The 15,907-nt window shown below is 65.8% G+C and carries 12 protein-coding genes and 1 pseudogene; 6 read left to right on the top strand and 7 right to left on the bottom strand.

Annotation, left to right across the window (positions count from 1 at the left end):
- Positions 1–112: 112 nt before the first annotated feature.
- Both ACTJLC_RS23670 and ACTJLC_RS23675 read right to left on the bottom strand, forming a co-directional pair.
- Positions 113–364, bottom strand: a pseudogene (locus tag ACTJLC_RS23670) (LysR family transcriptional regulator); the annotation flags it as partial.
- A gap of 528 nt (positions 365–892) precedes the next feature.
- On the bottom strand, positions 893–1,339 hold the full coding sequence (locus tag ACTJLC_RS23675; RefSeq protein ID WP_073432500.1) for a VOC family protein: 447 nt from the start codon (positions 1,337–1,339) through the stop codon (positions 893–895).
- A 400-nt stretch (positions 1,340–1,739) separates the two neighbouring features.
- On the opposite strand from ACTJLC_RS23675, the gene ACTJLC_RS23680 reads away from it, so the two are divergent.
- A complete protein-coding gene (locus ACTJLC_RS23680; protein WP_073432501.1) occupies positions 1,740–2,186 on the top strand; it encodes a hypothetical protein in 447 nt (148 codons plus the stop codon).
- Positions 2,187–2,358: 172 nt separating this feature from the next.
- On the opposite strand, the gene ACTJLC_RS23685 is transcribed toward ACTJLC_RS23680, so the two are convergent.
- Positions 2,359–3,276: a LysR family transcriptional regulator gene (locus ACTJLC_RS23685; RefSeq protein WP_440845333.1), complete on the bottom strand. Its 918-nt coding sequence runs from the start codon at positions 3,274–3,276 to the stop codon at positions 2,359–2,361.
- A gap of 135 nt (positions 3,277–3,411) precedes the next feature.
- On the opposite strand from ACTJLC_RS23685, the gene ACTJLC_RS23690 reads away from it, so the two are divergent.
- From ACTJLC_RS23690 to ACTJLC_RS23710, 5 genes are all read left to right on the top strand, one after another.
- Positions 3,412–4,161, top strand: a complete 750-nt coding sequence (locus ACTJLC_RS23690; RefSeq protein WP_310132463.1) for a sulfite exporter TauE/SafE family protein — start codon at positions 3,412–3,414, stop codon at positions 4,159–4,161.
- A gap of 389 nt (positions 4,162–4,550) precedes the next feature.
- Positions 4,551–5,297: a glucose 1-dehydrogenase gene (locus ACTJLC_RS23695; RefSeq protein WP_114163502.1), complete on the top strand. Its 747-nt coding sequence runs from the start codon at positions 4,551–4,553 to the stop codon at positions 5,295–5,297.
- A gap of 218 nt (positions 5,298–5,515) precedes the next feature.
- The gene (locus ACTJLC_RS23700; protein WP_440845336.1) at positions 5,516–7,621 is read left to right on the top strand and encodes a TonB-dependent receptor plug domain-containing protein; all 2,106 of its coding nucleotides are present in this window, start codon (positions 5,516–5,518) and stop codon (positions 7,619–7,621) included.
- A gap of 1 nt (position 7,622) precedes the next feature.
- The gene (locus ACTJLC_RS23705) at positions 7,623–8,138 is read left to right on the top strand and encodes a YfiR family protein (RefSeq protein WP_440845338.1); all 516 of its coding nucleotides are present in this window, start codon (positions 7,623–7,625) and stop codon (positions 8,136–8,138) included.
- On the top strand, positions 8,135–10,018 hold the full coding sequence (locus ACTJLC_RS23710; protein ID WP_440845340.1) for a putative bifunctional diguanylate cyclase/phosphodiesterase: 1,884 nt from the start codon (positions 8,135–8,137) through the stop codon (positions 10,016–10,018). The genes ACTJLC_RS23705 and ACTJLC_RS23710 overlap by 4 nt, the downstream gene beginning before the upstream one ends.
- 73 nt (positions 10,019–10,091) lie before the next feature.
- Here ACTJLC_RS23710 and ACTJLC_RS23715 read toward each other — a convergent pair whose 3' ends face one another.
- Genes ACTJLC_RS23715 through ACTJLC_RS23730 form a run of 4 tightly spaced genes read right to left on the bottom strand, consistent with a single transcriptional unit; the run spans position 10,092 to position 15,878 of the window.
- Positions 10,092–13,082, bottom strand: a complete 2,991-nt coding sequence (locus ACTJLC_RS23715; protein ID WP_440845342.1) for an Hsp70 family protein — start codon at positions 13,080–13,082, stop codon at positions 10,092–10,094.
- Positions 13,079–14,983 carry an Hsp70 family protein gene (locus ACTJLC_RS23720; protein WP_440845344.1) on the bottom strand — a complete coding sequence of 635 codons (1,905 nt, stop codon included), beginning with the start codon at positions 14,981–14,983 and terminating at the stop codon, positions 13,079–13,081. Before ACTJLC_RS23720 ends, ACTJLC_RS23715 begins: the two co-directional genes overlap by 4 nt.
- Positions 14,980–15,567: a DUF2760 domain-containing protein gene (locus ACTJLC_RS23725; protein WP_440845346.1), complete on the bottom strand. Its 588-nt coding sequence runs from the start codon at positions 15,565–15,567 to the stop codon at positions 14,980–14,982. Before ACTJLC_RS23725 ends, ACTJLC_RS23720 begins: the two co-directional genes overlap by 4 nt.
- Complete coding sequence (locus ACTJLC_RS23730; protein WP_440845348.1) at positions 15,567–15,878, bottom strand: hypothetical protein; 312 nt, start codon at positions 15,876–15,878, stop codon at positions 15,567–15,569. The genes ACTJLC_RS23725 and ACTJLC_RS23730 overlap by 1 nt, the downstream gene beginning before the upstream one ends.
- Positions 15,879–15,907: the final 29 nt, after the last annotated feature.

Raw genomic sequence — 15,907 nt, forward strand, 5'->3', positions numbered from 1 at the left:
CCGCACGCCGGATGAGGCATACTTCGCGACGCTGCCTGCGATCAAATTGGCAGCATGACCGCCCCGGACGTTCCACTTAAAAATCTCAGAAAACTGTCCGAACGAGCGAGGCCACCTCTAGATGCCGGGCCGCTCTCAGAAGTCGACGGCCTTCATCGACCACGGCCCGGCCGGCTTGCGTGAGCGTCGCCCGTCTGCCGCTACGGTCGAACAGTTCAACATCCATGTCGCTTTCAATTTTCTGGACGAGGTAAGTGATCGACGACGGGACCCTATGCAACAGTTCGGCCGCCTCGGCGAATGTGCCGGCTCGCTCGATGGTGTCCAATACTTCCAGGACTTCAAACGACAACTTGATTGCCATATGACGCTCTCAGGATTCTTCTAATCTTTAAGTCGACTTCGCCGCGAAGGACGTGTAGACCAGTAGCAGCCGCGCGAGACCATTTCAGTGCGCAATTTTTCGAGGTTTGCTCGGTGCCGTTAAGATGGACAGTGACGATGTTGTCCCGCGCTAAGGAAGCAGGTTTGTGGACTTCCCACCCGTCAAACGATTATCGGGGCGATAGTCTAAGACATGCGCTGCCTCCTTGGGGCACGTGATAAGGCACCGCCGACCGTCCCGCCTCACGGGCCTCAACGTAGCTTGGCAACAATTCGGTCTTAGGTGTCAACAGTTCAATTGCGCTCATGTTGTTCGATACGAGTCAGGGAGCCAATGATTGTCAACAGTCTAAGCGGTGCCGTCGAATGTCTCAAAATGGCCGCGCGCAGCCCGAGAGCGCCCAAGTCGACCATAACGCTGTAGACCCATAGCAGTCGACCAGCGCTCCGACTTTCCCTTTCAGGAAGCAACCGATCTCTAACGTTCGACCTCCGCTCGATGGAGGGGTTAGGCGCCATGCCCCAGCTCCTGAGCGAGCCCGATCAGGATCCCTTCGGGGCCCCGGATGTAGCAGAGCCGATACGCGTTTTCGTACTGGGACACTTTGCCGACGAGTTCCGCGCCGCGTTTACCGAGACGGGCGAGCGTATCGTCGATGTCCTCCACGGTAAACATGACGCGTAGGTAACCAAGGGCGTTCACCGGTGTGCGACGGTGATCGGCGACCACAGGTGGCGCAAGGAATCGGGATATCTCGAGCCGGCTGAGACCGTCCGGCGTACGCATCATGGCAATTTCGACGCGCATGCCGCGCAATCCAGTGACGCCATCTGCCCAGTCTCCTTCGATGGGGGCACGCCCCTCGAGCTCAAGTCCAAGTTCGGCAAAAAATTCGATGGCGGCATCGATGTCTTCAACCACGATGCCGACGTTGTCCATACGCTTCACCGTCATGATGGCTCCCTGGCGCCTGGCTGAAGCGCCGATGGTAACGCTGCCGACCTGAGCTACCGCTCAAGCTCAGGGCTATCCGCGCGATTAGCTGCGAGAGAGATGCAGGCTACACCAGGGCACCGGATATCTGTCATCCGCGAACGCCCGCTTACCAGCCGAAATCGACCTCTTCTCGACAGAGGCCATGTCGAGCAAATCCAACTAAGGCCGAGCGCTCATCTGAACGCTATACGCCCCATTGAAAACAACGGCACGGTCCAGCATCGGGGGAGCAAAGACACCCGCCCAGCGCCGCAAGCCCTTCACCCGGAATTGAATAAAAAACATTGGCTGCTACCGTACAGACCTCTCCCATCGGCCGTGACAAGGTGGACTGAGACAGACCCACGGCGCCACCATCATGACCAAGTCCGTCCTCACTGCGCTCACCCTGATTATTGCAATAGGCGCTGGGTTTACCCCAGTCCTGTGCCGCGCCTACGCGCTCGACGCTCAGCTCGACTGCAAATCGAACGCGCACGCGTTCATCGCTCCGCTCGTGACCGATCGATATATCGATCCAAAGCCGATGCGTGTCGAAGCGAACTCGGTCAATGCATTCAAACCGGCACACGACGGCAACCTGACGGCTTTCGGTTTTCGCGTCTACGCCGTTCTCGGGTATGAACACGGCGACACGATATTCAAACAGGGAAGCGGCCAGCCCATTACAGATTCCGCCTATGGCGCGGTGGTGGTGGGCTCGACCGAGGACGTGGAAGCGCGCGTACGGAAGGCCGGCAGCGACGCTGTCGTGCGGCAGGTCATTCCCCTTGTGCTCACGGTCATCTTCTGCAGCGCGCAATGACGTGCTACGCACCTTCATCCATGGGCCGGCCACAACTAAACCGCTACCGCTCCGCTTGCATGAATGCGAGCAATGCCGCGCCGACTTCATCGTCGATGGTGTTGAACGAGTGGACCACGGAGATGTGATTGTGTCCCGCGACGCGCGCCCACGTCGGGCAGCGCTTTGTAACTCAACGAACCCGCGAACTGCCCGACGACTGACCAGAACCGTCCGCCAGATGCCGCACCAACGCCTTCTCCGGCCGCGGCATCGCGTTCATGTCGCGCATGCAGATCAGCAACTGGCGCGTCGCCCAACTATCGGTCAACTCGATCATGCGGATGCCCGGCCGCCCGCGATAACGCTTCGCCGCCGTGGTCGGCACGATGCCGACGCCCGCGCCTTGCTCGACCATGCGGCAGATGCCGTCGAAAGTTCGCACATGGGTGCGGAAGTTGAGCGTTCCGCCAGCCAGTAGCGCGCGCTCGCCCAGATACGCTTGCAACGCGCTGTCCGCGCTCAGCCCGATGAATTCGCGGTCGGCCACCTCCGCCAGCGTGACGCGGCGACGCGTGGCGAGCGCGTCGTCGCGGCTCGCGATCAGCACCAGCTTGTCGACGGCGAAGGGCAGCGTTTGCAACGCGCCATGCTCGACCGCATCCGAGATGATGCCGATCTCCGCCGCGCCGGTGAGTACCGCCTTGACCGTCTCGCTGCTTTGGCGTTCCTTCAGATCGATCTGCACATTCGGATGATCGCGCAGAAAAAGGCCGATCGCCGCGGGCAGGAATTCGGTGATCGCGGCGGTGTTGGTCCACAGGCGGATGCAGGCTTTGCGTCCTTCCTGATGCTCGCCCAGTTCACCTTGCATCCGTTCGATCTGGCCCAGCACGAGCCGCGCGTGATGGGCGAGCGTGTCGCCCGTGGGCGTGGATTCGACGCCGCGCCGGCCGCGTTCGAGCAAGGGCATGCCCAGGGCGTCTTCCATGCCGCGCAGCCGCGCGCTCGCCGACGGCAACGACATGTTCGCGCGCGCGGCGCCGTGCGTGATGCTGCCGGTTTCGAGGATATACAGAAAGAGCCGCAGGTCGATCAGATCGAAGCGCATGGAGGGGCGTTTGCGTTGTCTCGGTTCGGGTTCCAGCCTAAGCCATAGCCTAAGCCACGGTAAGTATCTTACGCATTGTGGCCGGGCTTGCGGCAATCGAAAATCGTCAATATCACAACCATGAACAGGCTCCCGATGAGTTCTTCCCTTGCGATGCACGCGGGTCTGGTCGCGGCAACCTTCGTCGTCGCCGGCTTCGTCAAGGGCGTGACCGGCATGGGTCTGCCCACCGTCGCGATGGGCGTGCTCGGCACGCTGATGCTGCCGGCTCACGCGGCCGCGATGCTGCTGTTGCCCTCGTTCGTCACGAACCTCTGGCAATTGTTCGCGGGACCGAGCGTGCGGGCGCTGGTCGGGCGCTTGTGGCCGATGATGGCGGGCATCGTCGGCGGCACGATTGCCGCCGCGTCGTTTATCGCGGGCGGGGGCGGCGAATGGGCGGTCGTCGGTTTGGGCGCCGCGTTGACGCTGTACGCCGGCGCGGGCCTGACGGCGTGGCGTCTCGACGTGCCCAGGCGGCATGAGCGCTGGCTGTCGCCGGCAATCGGCGCGGTCACGGGCGTGATCACCGGCGGCACCGGCGTGTTCGTCGTGCCTGCGGTACCTTATCTTCAGGGACTCGCGTTGAAGAAAGAGGACCTCGTGCAAGCGCTCGGCCTGTCGTTCACGGTCTCCACCATCGCGCTCGCGATCGGGCTCGCCAAAGAGCGTGCATTTGCCGTCGACGACCTCGGCCATTCGCTGCTCGCGGTGGCGCCGGCGCTGATTGGTATGTGGATTGGACAGCGTGTGCGAGGGCGCATCAGCGCCGACACCTTCCGCCGCTGGTTCTTTGTTTGCCTGCTCGGCCTCGGCATTCAATTGATGGCGCGCGCATTCGTTTGATCAGGCATTGGCGACAGGCAAAGCGAGGAGGGCAAGAATCGTGTGGGCCACCATTCTGGATACGCTCGGTGCAATAGCCGTACTGGCCAGCTTGTCCGTGCAGATCATGCTGTGGCGCAGGCGCTGAGATCGGCTTCTCGCGCGGCGTGCATGGCATGCGCGCGGCATGTATTCCATCAGCGCCGCGTGGCTGGCGCGCGCCGCGCTTCGATTGTTCGCGCCTCCCGACGTATCTGTTCGCCTTCAGCCGCTTTATCCCCGCCGCCTGAATCCCTACATTGCATGCAGTGGCGGCGTCGCTGCATCGGAAGCTGCATCGGCTTCATGGGCGCCAACTCGCGAATCATCGCCGCACTACGTCGGCGCAACCCAATCGAAAGGAAACGATCATGAGCAAGCTCACAGGCAAAGTCGCGGTTGTAACGGGCGCATCGAAAGGCATTGGCGCGGCGATTGCGAAGGCGCTGGCCGCGCAAGGCGCCTCGGTGGTGGTGAACTATGCGTCCAGCAAGGCGGGCGCGGACAGCGTGGTCGCCGCGATCACGGCGGCGGGCGGCAAGGCGGTGGCGGTCGGCGGCGACGTCTCCAAGGCGGCGGACGCGCAAGGCATCATCGACGCCGCGGTCGAAACGTATGGCCGCCTCGACATCCTCGTCAACAACTCGGGCGTGTACGAGTTCGCGCAGATCGAGGAGATCACCGAAGAACATTTCCATAAGCACTTCAACGTCAACGTGCTGGGTCTGCTGCTGACCACGCAGGCGGCCGTCAAGCATCTGGGAGAAGGCGGCAGCATCGTCAACGTCAGTTCGGTGGTGACGCGCCTCACGCCGCCGGGCAGCGCGGTTTATACGGGCACCAAGGGCGCGGTGGACGGCATCACCGGCGTGCTGGCACGCGAACTCGGTCCGCGCAAGATTCGCGTGAACTCGGTGAACCCGGGCATGATCGCGACCGAAGGCACGCATAGCGCGGGCATCGTCGGCTCCGATCTGGAGCAGTGGGCGATCAGCACGACGCCGCTCGGCCGCATCGGCCAGCCTGACGAGGTCGCCGACGTTGCCGTGTTCCTCGCGTCGGACGACTCGCGCTGGATGACGGGCGAAACCCTGATTGCCAGCGGCGGCGCGCGTTAAGGCGTTCAAGTAGAGGCATTTGCCGCGTCGCTGTGTGGTATCGCAGCGCGCGGCGCATGCTTCACATGCGGCATGTTTTACCGCCGCGTATGAAGCACTGCAACCGTATGTGCGTTGCATAGGGTTTGTCCTGAACCCCGTCCGCCCCCGCTTAAGTTGCTGCTGAAATTGTCGTTAGTGTGAAGGAAAGGCGCAAAGGCGCTCACCGCATTCACACTATGACTCGCGCCAATTCCAGACACCTGGCGGTACATTTTGCCGCCGCCGTTATTTTCGTCTCGTTGTCGGTGCAAACCGACGCAGCCGCGGCCGTCGATCCGCTCGACGCGCGTAACGCACGTAACGCCCGCCACGTACCCGCAGGTGACCTACCCGCGAGCGAAGCCGCCGACATTGCGCCGGACGCCGATGCCGACACGCTCGCCACGCTGCCGCTCGAGAAGCTGATGAGCGTTCAGGTGGTGACGTCCGCGTCGAAATTCACGCAGTCGGTGAGCGACGCGCCTTCCGCCGTGGTGGTGCTGAGCGCGGCGGACATCCGCGATTTCGGCTGGCGCACGCTCTCCGACGCGCTCGCGTCGCTGCCCGGACTCTACGTCAGCTACGACCGCAACTACGCCTATGTGGGCGCGCGCGGCTTCCTGCGTCCGGGCGATTACGACAGCCGCTTCCTGCTGCTGATCGACGGCGTGCGCACCAACGATTCGGTCTACGGCCAGGCGGTGATCGGCACCGAGGCGCTGGTCGACATGGACCTCGTCGAGCGGATCGAATACGTGCCCGGTCCCGGCTCTGCCGTCTATGGATCGAACGCGCTGTTCGGCGTGGTCAACGTCATCACGAAGAAGGGCAGCGCGATCGACGGCGCGCAGACCGCCGTGGCCGTCGGCAGCTTCGGCGAAAAGAAGGCGCGTGCCACCTACGGCTGGCACGGCCAGAACGGCGCGGACCTGGTGTTGTCGGCGAGCTCGTATGTGCGCAACGGACAGGACCTGTATTTCCCCGACTTCGATACGCCGGAGCAGAACCACGGCATCGCGCGCAACCTCGACTACGATCGCGCGCAGCGCTTGTTCGCCAAGGCCGCGTATGGCGATTTCTCTTTTTCCGCCGCCTATGTGAATCGCACCAAGGGCGTACCGACCGGATCGTTCGGCGCGGTGTTCAACGCGCCCAACTCGACCAACGATTCGCAGGGCTTCATCAACGGCACGTTCTCGCGTCAACTGACCACGGGACTCGCGGTCTCCGCTCAGGCCTATTGGGGCCGCGCCGACTATCGCGGGCTCGGCACGTATCCGTACGACACCGGCACCGCCGTGGCGAGTGTCGATGGCGATCATGCGCTCTGGTACGGCGCCGACACGCACGCCACGATCACGAGCCTGCCGCGGCAGAAGATCGTGGTGGGCGCGGATTTTCGCCGCGACGCGCATCGCGACCAGTACAACTACATCGTCGACCCGTACTCGTCGCAACTGAACGACAAACGCTCCAGCAATCAGACCGGCGCGTATATCGAGGACGAAATCCGGCTGCCGGCGAACTTCACGCTGAGCGCGGGCTTGCGCTACGACTGGGACAGCGTGACGGCGGGCAACCTCAACCCGCGGCTCGCGCTGATCTACAAGATCACCGCGCAGGACACCGCCAAGCTCATTTACGGCACCGCGTATCGCGCGCCCAACGCTTACGAACTGTATTACAACGTGCCCGGTGAGGGCGGCCAGGAGGCGAATCCGAACCTCAAGCCGGAACATATCTCCACGCGCGAAATCGTGCTCGAGCATCTGTTCGAATCGAGCGGCCGCGTGACGCTGTCGCTGTTCCAGTACGCGGTGCGCGACCTGATCTCGCAGACGGTGGATCCCGACAACGGCCTGCTGGTGTTTCAGAACATCGATCGCGCGGACGTGAAAGGCGCGGAGCTGGCCGTCGAGCGCGATTTCTTCGGCGGCGTCCGTGTGCGCGCGAGCTATTCGTGGCAACTCGCGCGCGACGGTCAGTCGGCGGTGCTGGCCAATTCGCCGCGTCATCTGGCGAAGATGAACCTGCTGGTGCCGTTGTTCCATCACGCCGCGCGTCTCGGCACCGAGGTGCAATGCACCTCGTCGCGTTCGACCGGAGCGTCCACGACGGGCGGCTATTGCATCGCCAATCTCACGCTCGGTTCGTCGCGGCTCATCAGTCATGCCGAGGTCTCGCTGAGCGTCTACAACGCGTTCAACAAACGCTACGCGGATCCGGCCGGGCCGGCGTTCGTCCAGCAGACGATCGAGCAGCAGAGCCGCACCGTGTACGCGAAGATGGTGTACGGGTTCTGACATGGGACCGACCCGAAACGTATGTCTCGCGATGGCGGTGTTGCCGTGGTGGCTGCTCATGCCGCTGTGGTGCGTGGGCCAGGTGCAGGACGTCGCGCTGAAGGCCGCCTACATCTACAACTTCGCGCTCTTCACGACGTGGCCCGCGAGCGCCGCGCCCGCGGCCTCGTTCAATGTCTGCGCGACGCGCGGCAAGCCCTTGTGGAACAGCCTGCAGAAGCTCGACGGCAAGATCATCGACGGCCGGCCGTGGACGACGGTGGACAGCGCCGCGCCGCCCAGGCTGGGCAAATGCGACATCACGGTGCTGCCGGAAGGCGCGCCCGCGCCGCCATCCTGCGGCCAGGCGAGCGCGCTGCTCGTGAGCGACGGCGGCCTGTCCGGCAGAAGCAGTGCGGCCATCACGCTCGTCACCGAGGACGAACACGTGCGCTTCGACATCGATACGCAAGAGGCGGCCCACTGCGGCCTGAAATTCAGTTCGAAGCTGCTGCGCCTCGCAAGGAACGTTCAATGAAAAGCCAGATACGACCGGAACCTTCGCGGCTCTCCAAAACGTTCGAGACCGGCCAACTCATCGCGGCCATCGCGGCCTTCGTGATCGTCGGCTGCGTGATGCTGGCTTACGAGTTCGTCTCGCTGCGCCAGGCGCTCGTCAAGGATGTCGAGATCGAAGCGGCGATCGTCGCCGACAATATTTCGGCTTCCGTGATGTTCGAGGACCACGACGCGTCGATGGAAATCCTGCGCGCGTTTCGCCCGGACCCGTCGCTGCTCTCGGTCACCGTGTACGACCGCTCCGGCTTTCTCTATGCGCAGTATCTGACGCGCAACGCCGCGCCGCCTCCAGAGCCGTCCGCCGCGGCGTTTCAGTGGCTGTCGTCGACCATCACGGTGCATCAGGAGATTCGCTATCGCGGTCATCAGCTCGGCGTCGTGGAGTTCGTCGCCAGCACGGCCGACGTGCGAACCGGCATTCTGCGCTTCGCCGGCTTGCTTGGGGTCGCGTCGCTCGGCGCGATGCTGGTGGCGGCGCTCGTCATGCGGCGCGCGCGTGCGCGCATGGACAAGGCGGAACGCGAGCTCGACTACCTCGCGCACACCGATCCCGTGACCGACCTCGCCAACCGGCGCGCGACCTACGAAACGCTCGAACGCGCGATGGAAGTGCACGCGCGCGCCGACCGCAGACTGGCGCTGCTGCTGATCGACCTCGACAATTTCAAGGGCGTCAACGACACGGCGGGGCATGGCGCCGGCGACCGGCTGCTGCGGCAGGTCGGCGCCACGCTGGTTTCCGTGGTCCGCAAACACGACGTCGTGGGCCGGATCGGTGGCGACGAATTCGCGGTGATCGCCGCGCCGGTGCGCGATAACGCCGAAGCGCTGGCGATCGCCGAGCGGATCACCGAAGCGCTGCGGCGGCCGTTTCACGTCGACGGCATCGACATGCTGGCCACCGCGAGCGTTGGCATCAGCATGTTTCCCGACGACGCCACCGCGTTGACCGAACTCGTCAGCAACGCGGATATCGCGCTCTACCAGGCGAAGGTATCGGGCAAGAACCGGCTGGCCGAGTTCAGGCCGGAGATGACCTTGCGCACGCAGCGGCGCGTGCGGCTCGAACGCGATCTGCGCAAGGCGATGGAGCGCGGCGAGCTCGACGTGTATTACCAGCCGCAGTTCCGTTGCGATTCGGAGCGCATGGTGGGGGTGGAGGCGCTGCTGCGCTGGCCGCATCCTGAGAACGGCTTCATCGCGCCGTCCGAGTTCATTCCGGTGGCGGAGGAGTGCGGCTTGATCGGCGAACTGGGCCGCTGGGTGCTGCTGCGCGCGTGTTCCGATGCGGCTTCGTGGCTGCGCACGACGGGCGTCGCGTTGAACGTCGCGGTCAACGTGTCGGCGCGGCAGTTGCGCGACGGCGATTTCATCGACGCGGTCAGGCACGCGCTGCACGATACCGGTCTGGCGGCGACGCAGCTCGAACTCGAACTGACCGAGAGCCTGCTGATGGAGGACATGGATTCCGCGATGGAATTCATGCACGCGGTGCGGCACCTGGGCGTGCGGCTCGCCATCGACGACTTCGGCACCGGCTATTCGTCGCTGTCGTATCTGCAGTCGTTTCCGATCAACCAGTTGAAGATCGACCGCAGCTTCATCCAGCTTTTGCCGGATGCCGGCACGACCATCGCCGGCGCGATCATCTCGCTCGCGCACGGCTTCAATCTGTGCGTCGTGGCCGAGGGCGTCGAGAACCGCGCGCAACTCGACTGGCTGCAACGGGCCGGCTGCGATCTGGTGCAGGGCTATCTGCTCGCGCGCCCGATCCGCGCGCAGGACATCAACGCGATGCTGACGAGAAAGCGGGCTCAGGAGGACGCGGTGACGAGCTAGGCGTCGAGCGATGCCGACGCGCCGCCAGGTGAGCGGGGCGTTTGGCTGAGCGGCCCGGCGTGGTGGATAACGCTCAACCGGCGATCAGCTTCAGGCCCGCCGGCAGCGACTCGCCGAATACGCGGCCTTCGTCGGCGTTATCGAGTTCCACGGTCTCGCTCACCATCGTGATCCACGCGCGCGGTGCGTTGGCCGCTTCGAGCCGGCGCACCACCGCATCGCGCGCGGCGTCGGGCAAGTCGCGCGAACGATCGCCGGTCATGCGGGCGATCTGCACAGCGGCGAACGCGGCGGGATCGACCTTCTTCCAGTCGAGCGCGAGTATCGCGTCCAGCCAGCGCGTGGCGACCTCCGGCGTCACCACGCCATGCGCGCTGCCGTAGAACGGCCGCCGTGCGCCGATACGGCCCACCGCCCACCAGCCTTGATGATTTTCAGCGGGCTTCTTCAGCCGCGTCAGTACCGATTCGCCGAGTTCGATCTTGCGTTCGACGGGAATGCGTTCGAGCGACGCGCTCAGCCGGAGCATGTCGGGAAAGCCGGTTCTGGACACGTCGAACGGCAACTTGTGGCGCGATTGCGCGGCCGTTTGCAGATACGCCATCGCGTCGAGCACGCGCAGTTGCGCGCTTTCGTCGAGACCGCCCGCGGCGCGGCGCCACAGCGTCCACCATTCCGACCACACCTGGCTCTCGTTGACGTACTGAATGCCGTCGTCGAACAGCGACCACAGTTGCTCGACGCGCCATGCGTCGAGCGGATAGCCGAAGCCCGGCCGCACGCAATAGCCGGCGAGATTCAGCCACAGCCGCTCGTGATCCGCCGAGCGCCGCCGACGCCGCGCGCGTTCCCACAGCGCGCCGAACAGTTCGCGCAGCAGCGCGCTGTTCCAGCTCTCGCGCGGGCCGAGCAGTTGTTCGAGCTGCGCGCGCAGCCGCTTGATTTCCTTCGGGCCGACGTTTTGCGAGCGCGAGCCGAAGCTGCGGTCGATATGGTCGATCGCTTCATCGAGCGCGGGATGCCGGGCCTCGCTCGCATCGCCGGCCAGATTCACCTGCGCGTCCTCGCGGCGCAACTGGAATTCGAGCAGCCAGCGCTGCGCGGGATGGTCGAGTTCGATGCAGTGGACTTCGAGCGTGCCGACTTCGGTGAGCGAGGTCGCGATGCGCACCGCGGTTTCGCGCGCGGTGCTGGTGCGGGTGCCGGTGCTGGTGCTATCGCGGGCTTGATCGCGCGGCTGCACGATCGTCGCGATGGGCGGCAGGCGAACGAAATCGCCGTCCGCCAGATCGATCAGTTGGCCGGCTTGATAGACCGTGTCCGCGCTCGACGAAACCAGGTGAAAACGCACCGGATGCCCGAGACGCAGCGCGAAGGTGCGCTGCTCGATCAGGATCTCGTGGCCTTCCTCGGTGCCGCGCGGCAGCAGGCAGATGCCGCGTGGCGAAGCGTCGGCGTCGCGCTTGCCGTCGCCCGTTTCGTCTAGCTGGAGGAAGTAGCTGCGCGGCGAGCCGCCGCCGATCTTCGGCGCGCCGCCCGCGCGGGCCAGCGCATAGGCGACCGCGCCGCGCGCCACGGCGACGTCCGGGTTGTCGTTGTGCAGCACGTTGAGCGGCTCGCCACGCCACGTGCCTAGTGTGTCGGCGAGGCGTCGCGTCAGCGCCTCGGCGCGGAATACGCCGCCGTTCAGCAACAGCGTGTCGGGCACCGGCAAGGACTGGTCCGAATCGGTGGAAGCGGCGCGACCTAGCGCCTTGCGCGACTGCGCCGCGAAGCGGCTCAGGAATGCCGCGATATGACGCGTGACGGCGGCATCGGTGGCGTAAGGCAGACCGAACTCGACGATCGCGCCGCGCGGCCTGCCTGGCCGTTCGCTCGACGCCACCGCCGGGAAAAAGCCGTCGACGATGATCTGCTCGACTTCGTCACGCGTAAGCTGCGCGGTGCGCGCGCCGCCGATCAGTTTCGAGCCCGCGCCGAGCAGCGTGATGGAGGCGGAATCGGGCGCTTGCGGGCCGAGCAGTTGTTCCTTCGCAGCGCGGCAACGCTCGACCAATTGGGAGAGGCTGGCTGCCGACAGGCGCTTGCGTTCGCTGTTGGCGCTGGCGCTGCTGCCGCTGCTCTCGATCGCGTTGCTGCCGCCGCCGTCGCCACGACTTCCACCGTCGCCGCCAGATAGCCGCATCTCGACGCGATGCGCGAGCGCCAGATCCATGTTGTCGCCGCCGAGCATCAGATGATTGCCCACGCCGATGCGCGTGAGTTCGGGCTCGGCGTTCTCAGGCAGGTTCACTTCGATCAGCGTGAGATCGGTGGTGCCGCCGCCCACGTCGCAAATCAGCACGAGCCGCGTGTCGGCGAGTTCGGCCGTAAGCCGCTCGCGGTGATGAAACAGCCAGTCGTAGAACGCGGCTTGCGGTTCCTCCAGCAGCCGCAAGCTCGGCAGACCCGCCATGCGCGCCGCTTCCACCGTGAGCGCCCGCGCGCCTTCGTCGAAGGAAGCCGGCACCGTGAGCACCACGTCCTGATGTTCGAGCGGCGCCTGCGCAAAGCGCTGGTTCCAGGCCGCGCGCACGTGCGCGAGATAGCTCGCGCTGGCCTCGACCGGCGAGACCTTGAGGACGTCGGCGGCGGCGCCCCACGGCAGGATGGGCGCGACGCGGTCCACCGACGCATGCGACAGCCAACTCTTGGCGCTCGCCACCAGCCGCCCCGGCACCTGGCCGCCGAGCGTGCGCGCGAGCCGGCCGATCACGATCGGCGATTGCGCCGCCTTACCGTCCCCGCCGTCCGCCCCGTGCCCGCCGCTCGCCGCGCGCTCCGCAGTCGCTGTCGCTGTCGCCGTCCAGGGCAATTGCAAATCGCCCGCGTCCAGTTCGCCCGCCGCCGCGTGATAGCGCACCGAGGGTAGAAGCGGCCGCGCGGCCACTTCCCCCGGACTCACCAGTTGCTCGATCTCGAACACGCGAATCGGCTCCGACGCGTTGCCGGCCTCCGCGTAGGCGAGCACCGTGTTGCTGGTGCCGAGATCGATGCCGACCTTGTACCGCTTCATCTCAGTCATGCATTGGCGTTGCCGCGCACGTCGAATTCGACTTTCCAACGCTCGTCGGTGCCGCGCGGCATCGCTTCCAGTTCGAGCGTGCCCGCCTCGGTGACGCGCGCATGCAGCTTCACCGGCACGACTTCACCGGCGGTGCGGCCCGCGGCCGGCAGCGTCGCCTGGATTTCTTCGAGTTCCTGCAATTCCTCCGGGCCCCAGAAATCGAGCAGCGTGCCCACCTGATCCTGACGACGCACCGACGAACCGAAGAAGCGGAAGTGCACCGGCTCGCCGACCACGAGGCCGAATTCCTGCGCGGGCAACTCGGCCTCGGTGCCTTCCTCCATGCCGAAGGGCGCCACGCACAGCGCCTGCACCGGCGGTTCGAGCCCCGGCACGGCGGGCATCGCCGATTCGATCGCGATGTAATACGCGCGCGCCGTGCCGCCGCGAATCCGCACGCCCCGGCCGCGTCGCACATAGCCGTAATAGGCCGCGCCGCGCGCGACGGCGAGGTCGAGGTCGGCGCCTTCCAGAAGCCGCGCCGGCGCCGCGCCTTCGGCCGCGAGCCAGTTGTTGAGCGTGCCCATGATCCGCTCGACCAGCAGCGGCGACTTGAACACGCCGCCGTTGAACAGCACGGCGGTGGGATGCAGGAAGCTCGCGTCTTGCGCGCCCGGGTTTGCGCTTGCGTTCGGATTCGCGGCGGCGTCGCGCAGTCCTTCGAGTTCCGCCAGCGCGCCCACCTGACGGCCGAGGAACGCCGCCAGATGCCGCGTGATGCCCGCGTCCTGCGCATACGGCAGGCCGAGTTGCGTCAGACCGGCGCGCGCGCGGCTCACTGGCCGCGCCGCGCTGTCCACCTGCGGGAAAAAGCCTTCGAGGATGGTTTGCGTCAACTCGATGCGCGTGAGTTCGGTGCGGATCGATCCGCCGATCAGCTTCGAGCCGCGGCTCGGCACGACGAGCGGCACCGTGTCGGTCGCCGGATCGCTGAGTAGCGTTTCCTTGGCCGAGCGGCATGCATAGGTGAGGGCGCGCAGTTGCCACGCGTCGGCCTGGGTGCCTTGCGCCGCGAGCTTGCGCGCGACGCCATGCGCGAGCGCGAGGTCCATGTTGTCGCCGCCCAGCAGAATGTGCTCGCCGACCGCCACGCGATGCAGTTCGAGATTGCCCTCGCGCTCGATCACCGCGATCAGCGAGAGGTCGGTGGTGCCGCCGCCCACGTCCACCACGAGGATGATGTCGCCCACCTCGACCTGCTTGCGCCACTGGCCGCCGCTCTTCTGGATCCAGCTATAGAGCGCGGCTTGCGGTTCTTCCAGCAGCGTCATGCGGCCGTAGCCGGCGGCCTCGGCGGCTTCGGCGGTGAGCTCGCGCGCGGCCGGATCGAACGACGCGGGAATCGTCACCGTGATGTCCTGCTGCGCGAAGGGCGCGTCGGGATGCGCGTGGTCCCAGGCTTCCCGCAAGTGCGTCAGATAGCGCACCGAGCTTTCGAGCGGCGAGACGCGCGCGACTTCGCGCGGCGCGTCGTTGGGCAGAATCGCCGCGCGCCGGTCGACGCCCGGATGGCACAGCCAGCTTTTGGCGCTCGACACGAGCCGGATCGGCGTGGCCGCGCCGCGGCCGCGGGCGAACTCGCCGACCGCGAACTCGCGCTCGCCGGTCCACGGCAGATGGAGGTCGCCCGAACTCAGTTCGTCGGGATGTGGCAGATAGAGGAACGAGGGCAGCAGATCGAGATTGTCGATCGCGCCGGGTCCGGTGAGCTGCGCGATCGGCAGCACGCCCTCGCTGGTTTGCTCGCCGTCGCTGGCGGCGGTGTCCACATACGACAGCGCGCAGTGCGTGGTGCCCAGGTCGATGCCGATCGCGTAGCGTGATTCGCGTGGTTCGAGTGATTCGCGCGCGTCGCTCATAGCTCCACCTCGGCCGGGGCGATCACCTTCGCGTTGTGGCTGTCCGTGAGCTTCGGCAGACGCACTTCGTCGACCCGCCAGCCGCGGTGGCTGATGCTGCCGCTAAACGGCGCGCGGCCCACCACATTGCCGGTCAGGCGGATCGCGCTCGCGTCGAAACCTTCGGCCAGCGTGACGCGGCTGCCTTCGGCTTCGTCGCGGATCGGACGGATCGTGAAGTGCTCGCGCAGCGTCGCGCGGCAGCCTTCGTGCACGAGGCGCGCGGCCACGCCGATGTCGGCGTCGCTGTAATGCTTGATGTCTTCCTCGACGAAATCGATGAAGCGCGCGTCGCGTTGCAGCAGGCCGAGCAGTTGCAGCGCGGCGTCGGGGCTGGCCTCTTTCAGCGTGGGCGCGGGTTGCGGCGCGGGAGCGGGAGCGGGCGTGGGCATGGACGCAGCGGGGGCGGGCGGCGTGCTCGCGGCCGCCTCTCCGTTACGCAGACGCAGCACCCCAGCGGCGAATTCGCCGTCGCCGAGAATGCGGAAGAACGTGCTGACGGCAAGCGAAATCCTGCCGAGGAAGGATGGGTTCGAATCGGTCATCAATGCTCCTGAGTGGCTCTGTTCGAGGACGAGCTGTCCTGGCTGCGCCGCACGCCACGGGCCTGAAATACGGACGGGCAGTCGTCATGCGCGTTGGCGAAGGTCGGCGGCACGGCGGCCGCCGAGGTGTGGGTTTTCGGTTGCTTCATCCAGAATCGCGGCGCGCTTCGCGCGCGCGAAACCCGTATTTTGCCTTGTGACGCGCCGAACGCGGGCAAAGCCCGCGAATCGAGCGTCCAATGCGCAGAGATTGGCGGATCGAAAGGGCCGGTTTTCAGCCGCGCCCGTTGGGTGGTTTGCACGCTTTTCACCGCCTTTGCCTCGCTTTCGCCTGCTTCAA

The sequence above is a fragment of the Paraburkholderia sp. 22099 genome (assembly GCF_052045835.1).
GTDB classification, from domain to species: Bacteria; Pseudomonadota; Gammaproteobacteria; order Burkholderiales; family Burkholderiaceae; genus Paraburkholderia; species Paraburkholderia terricola.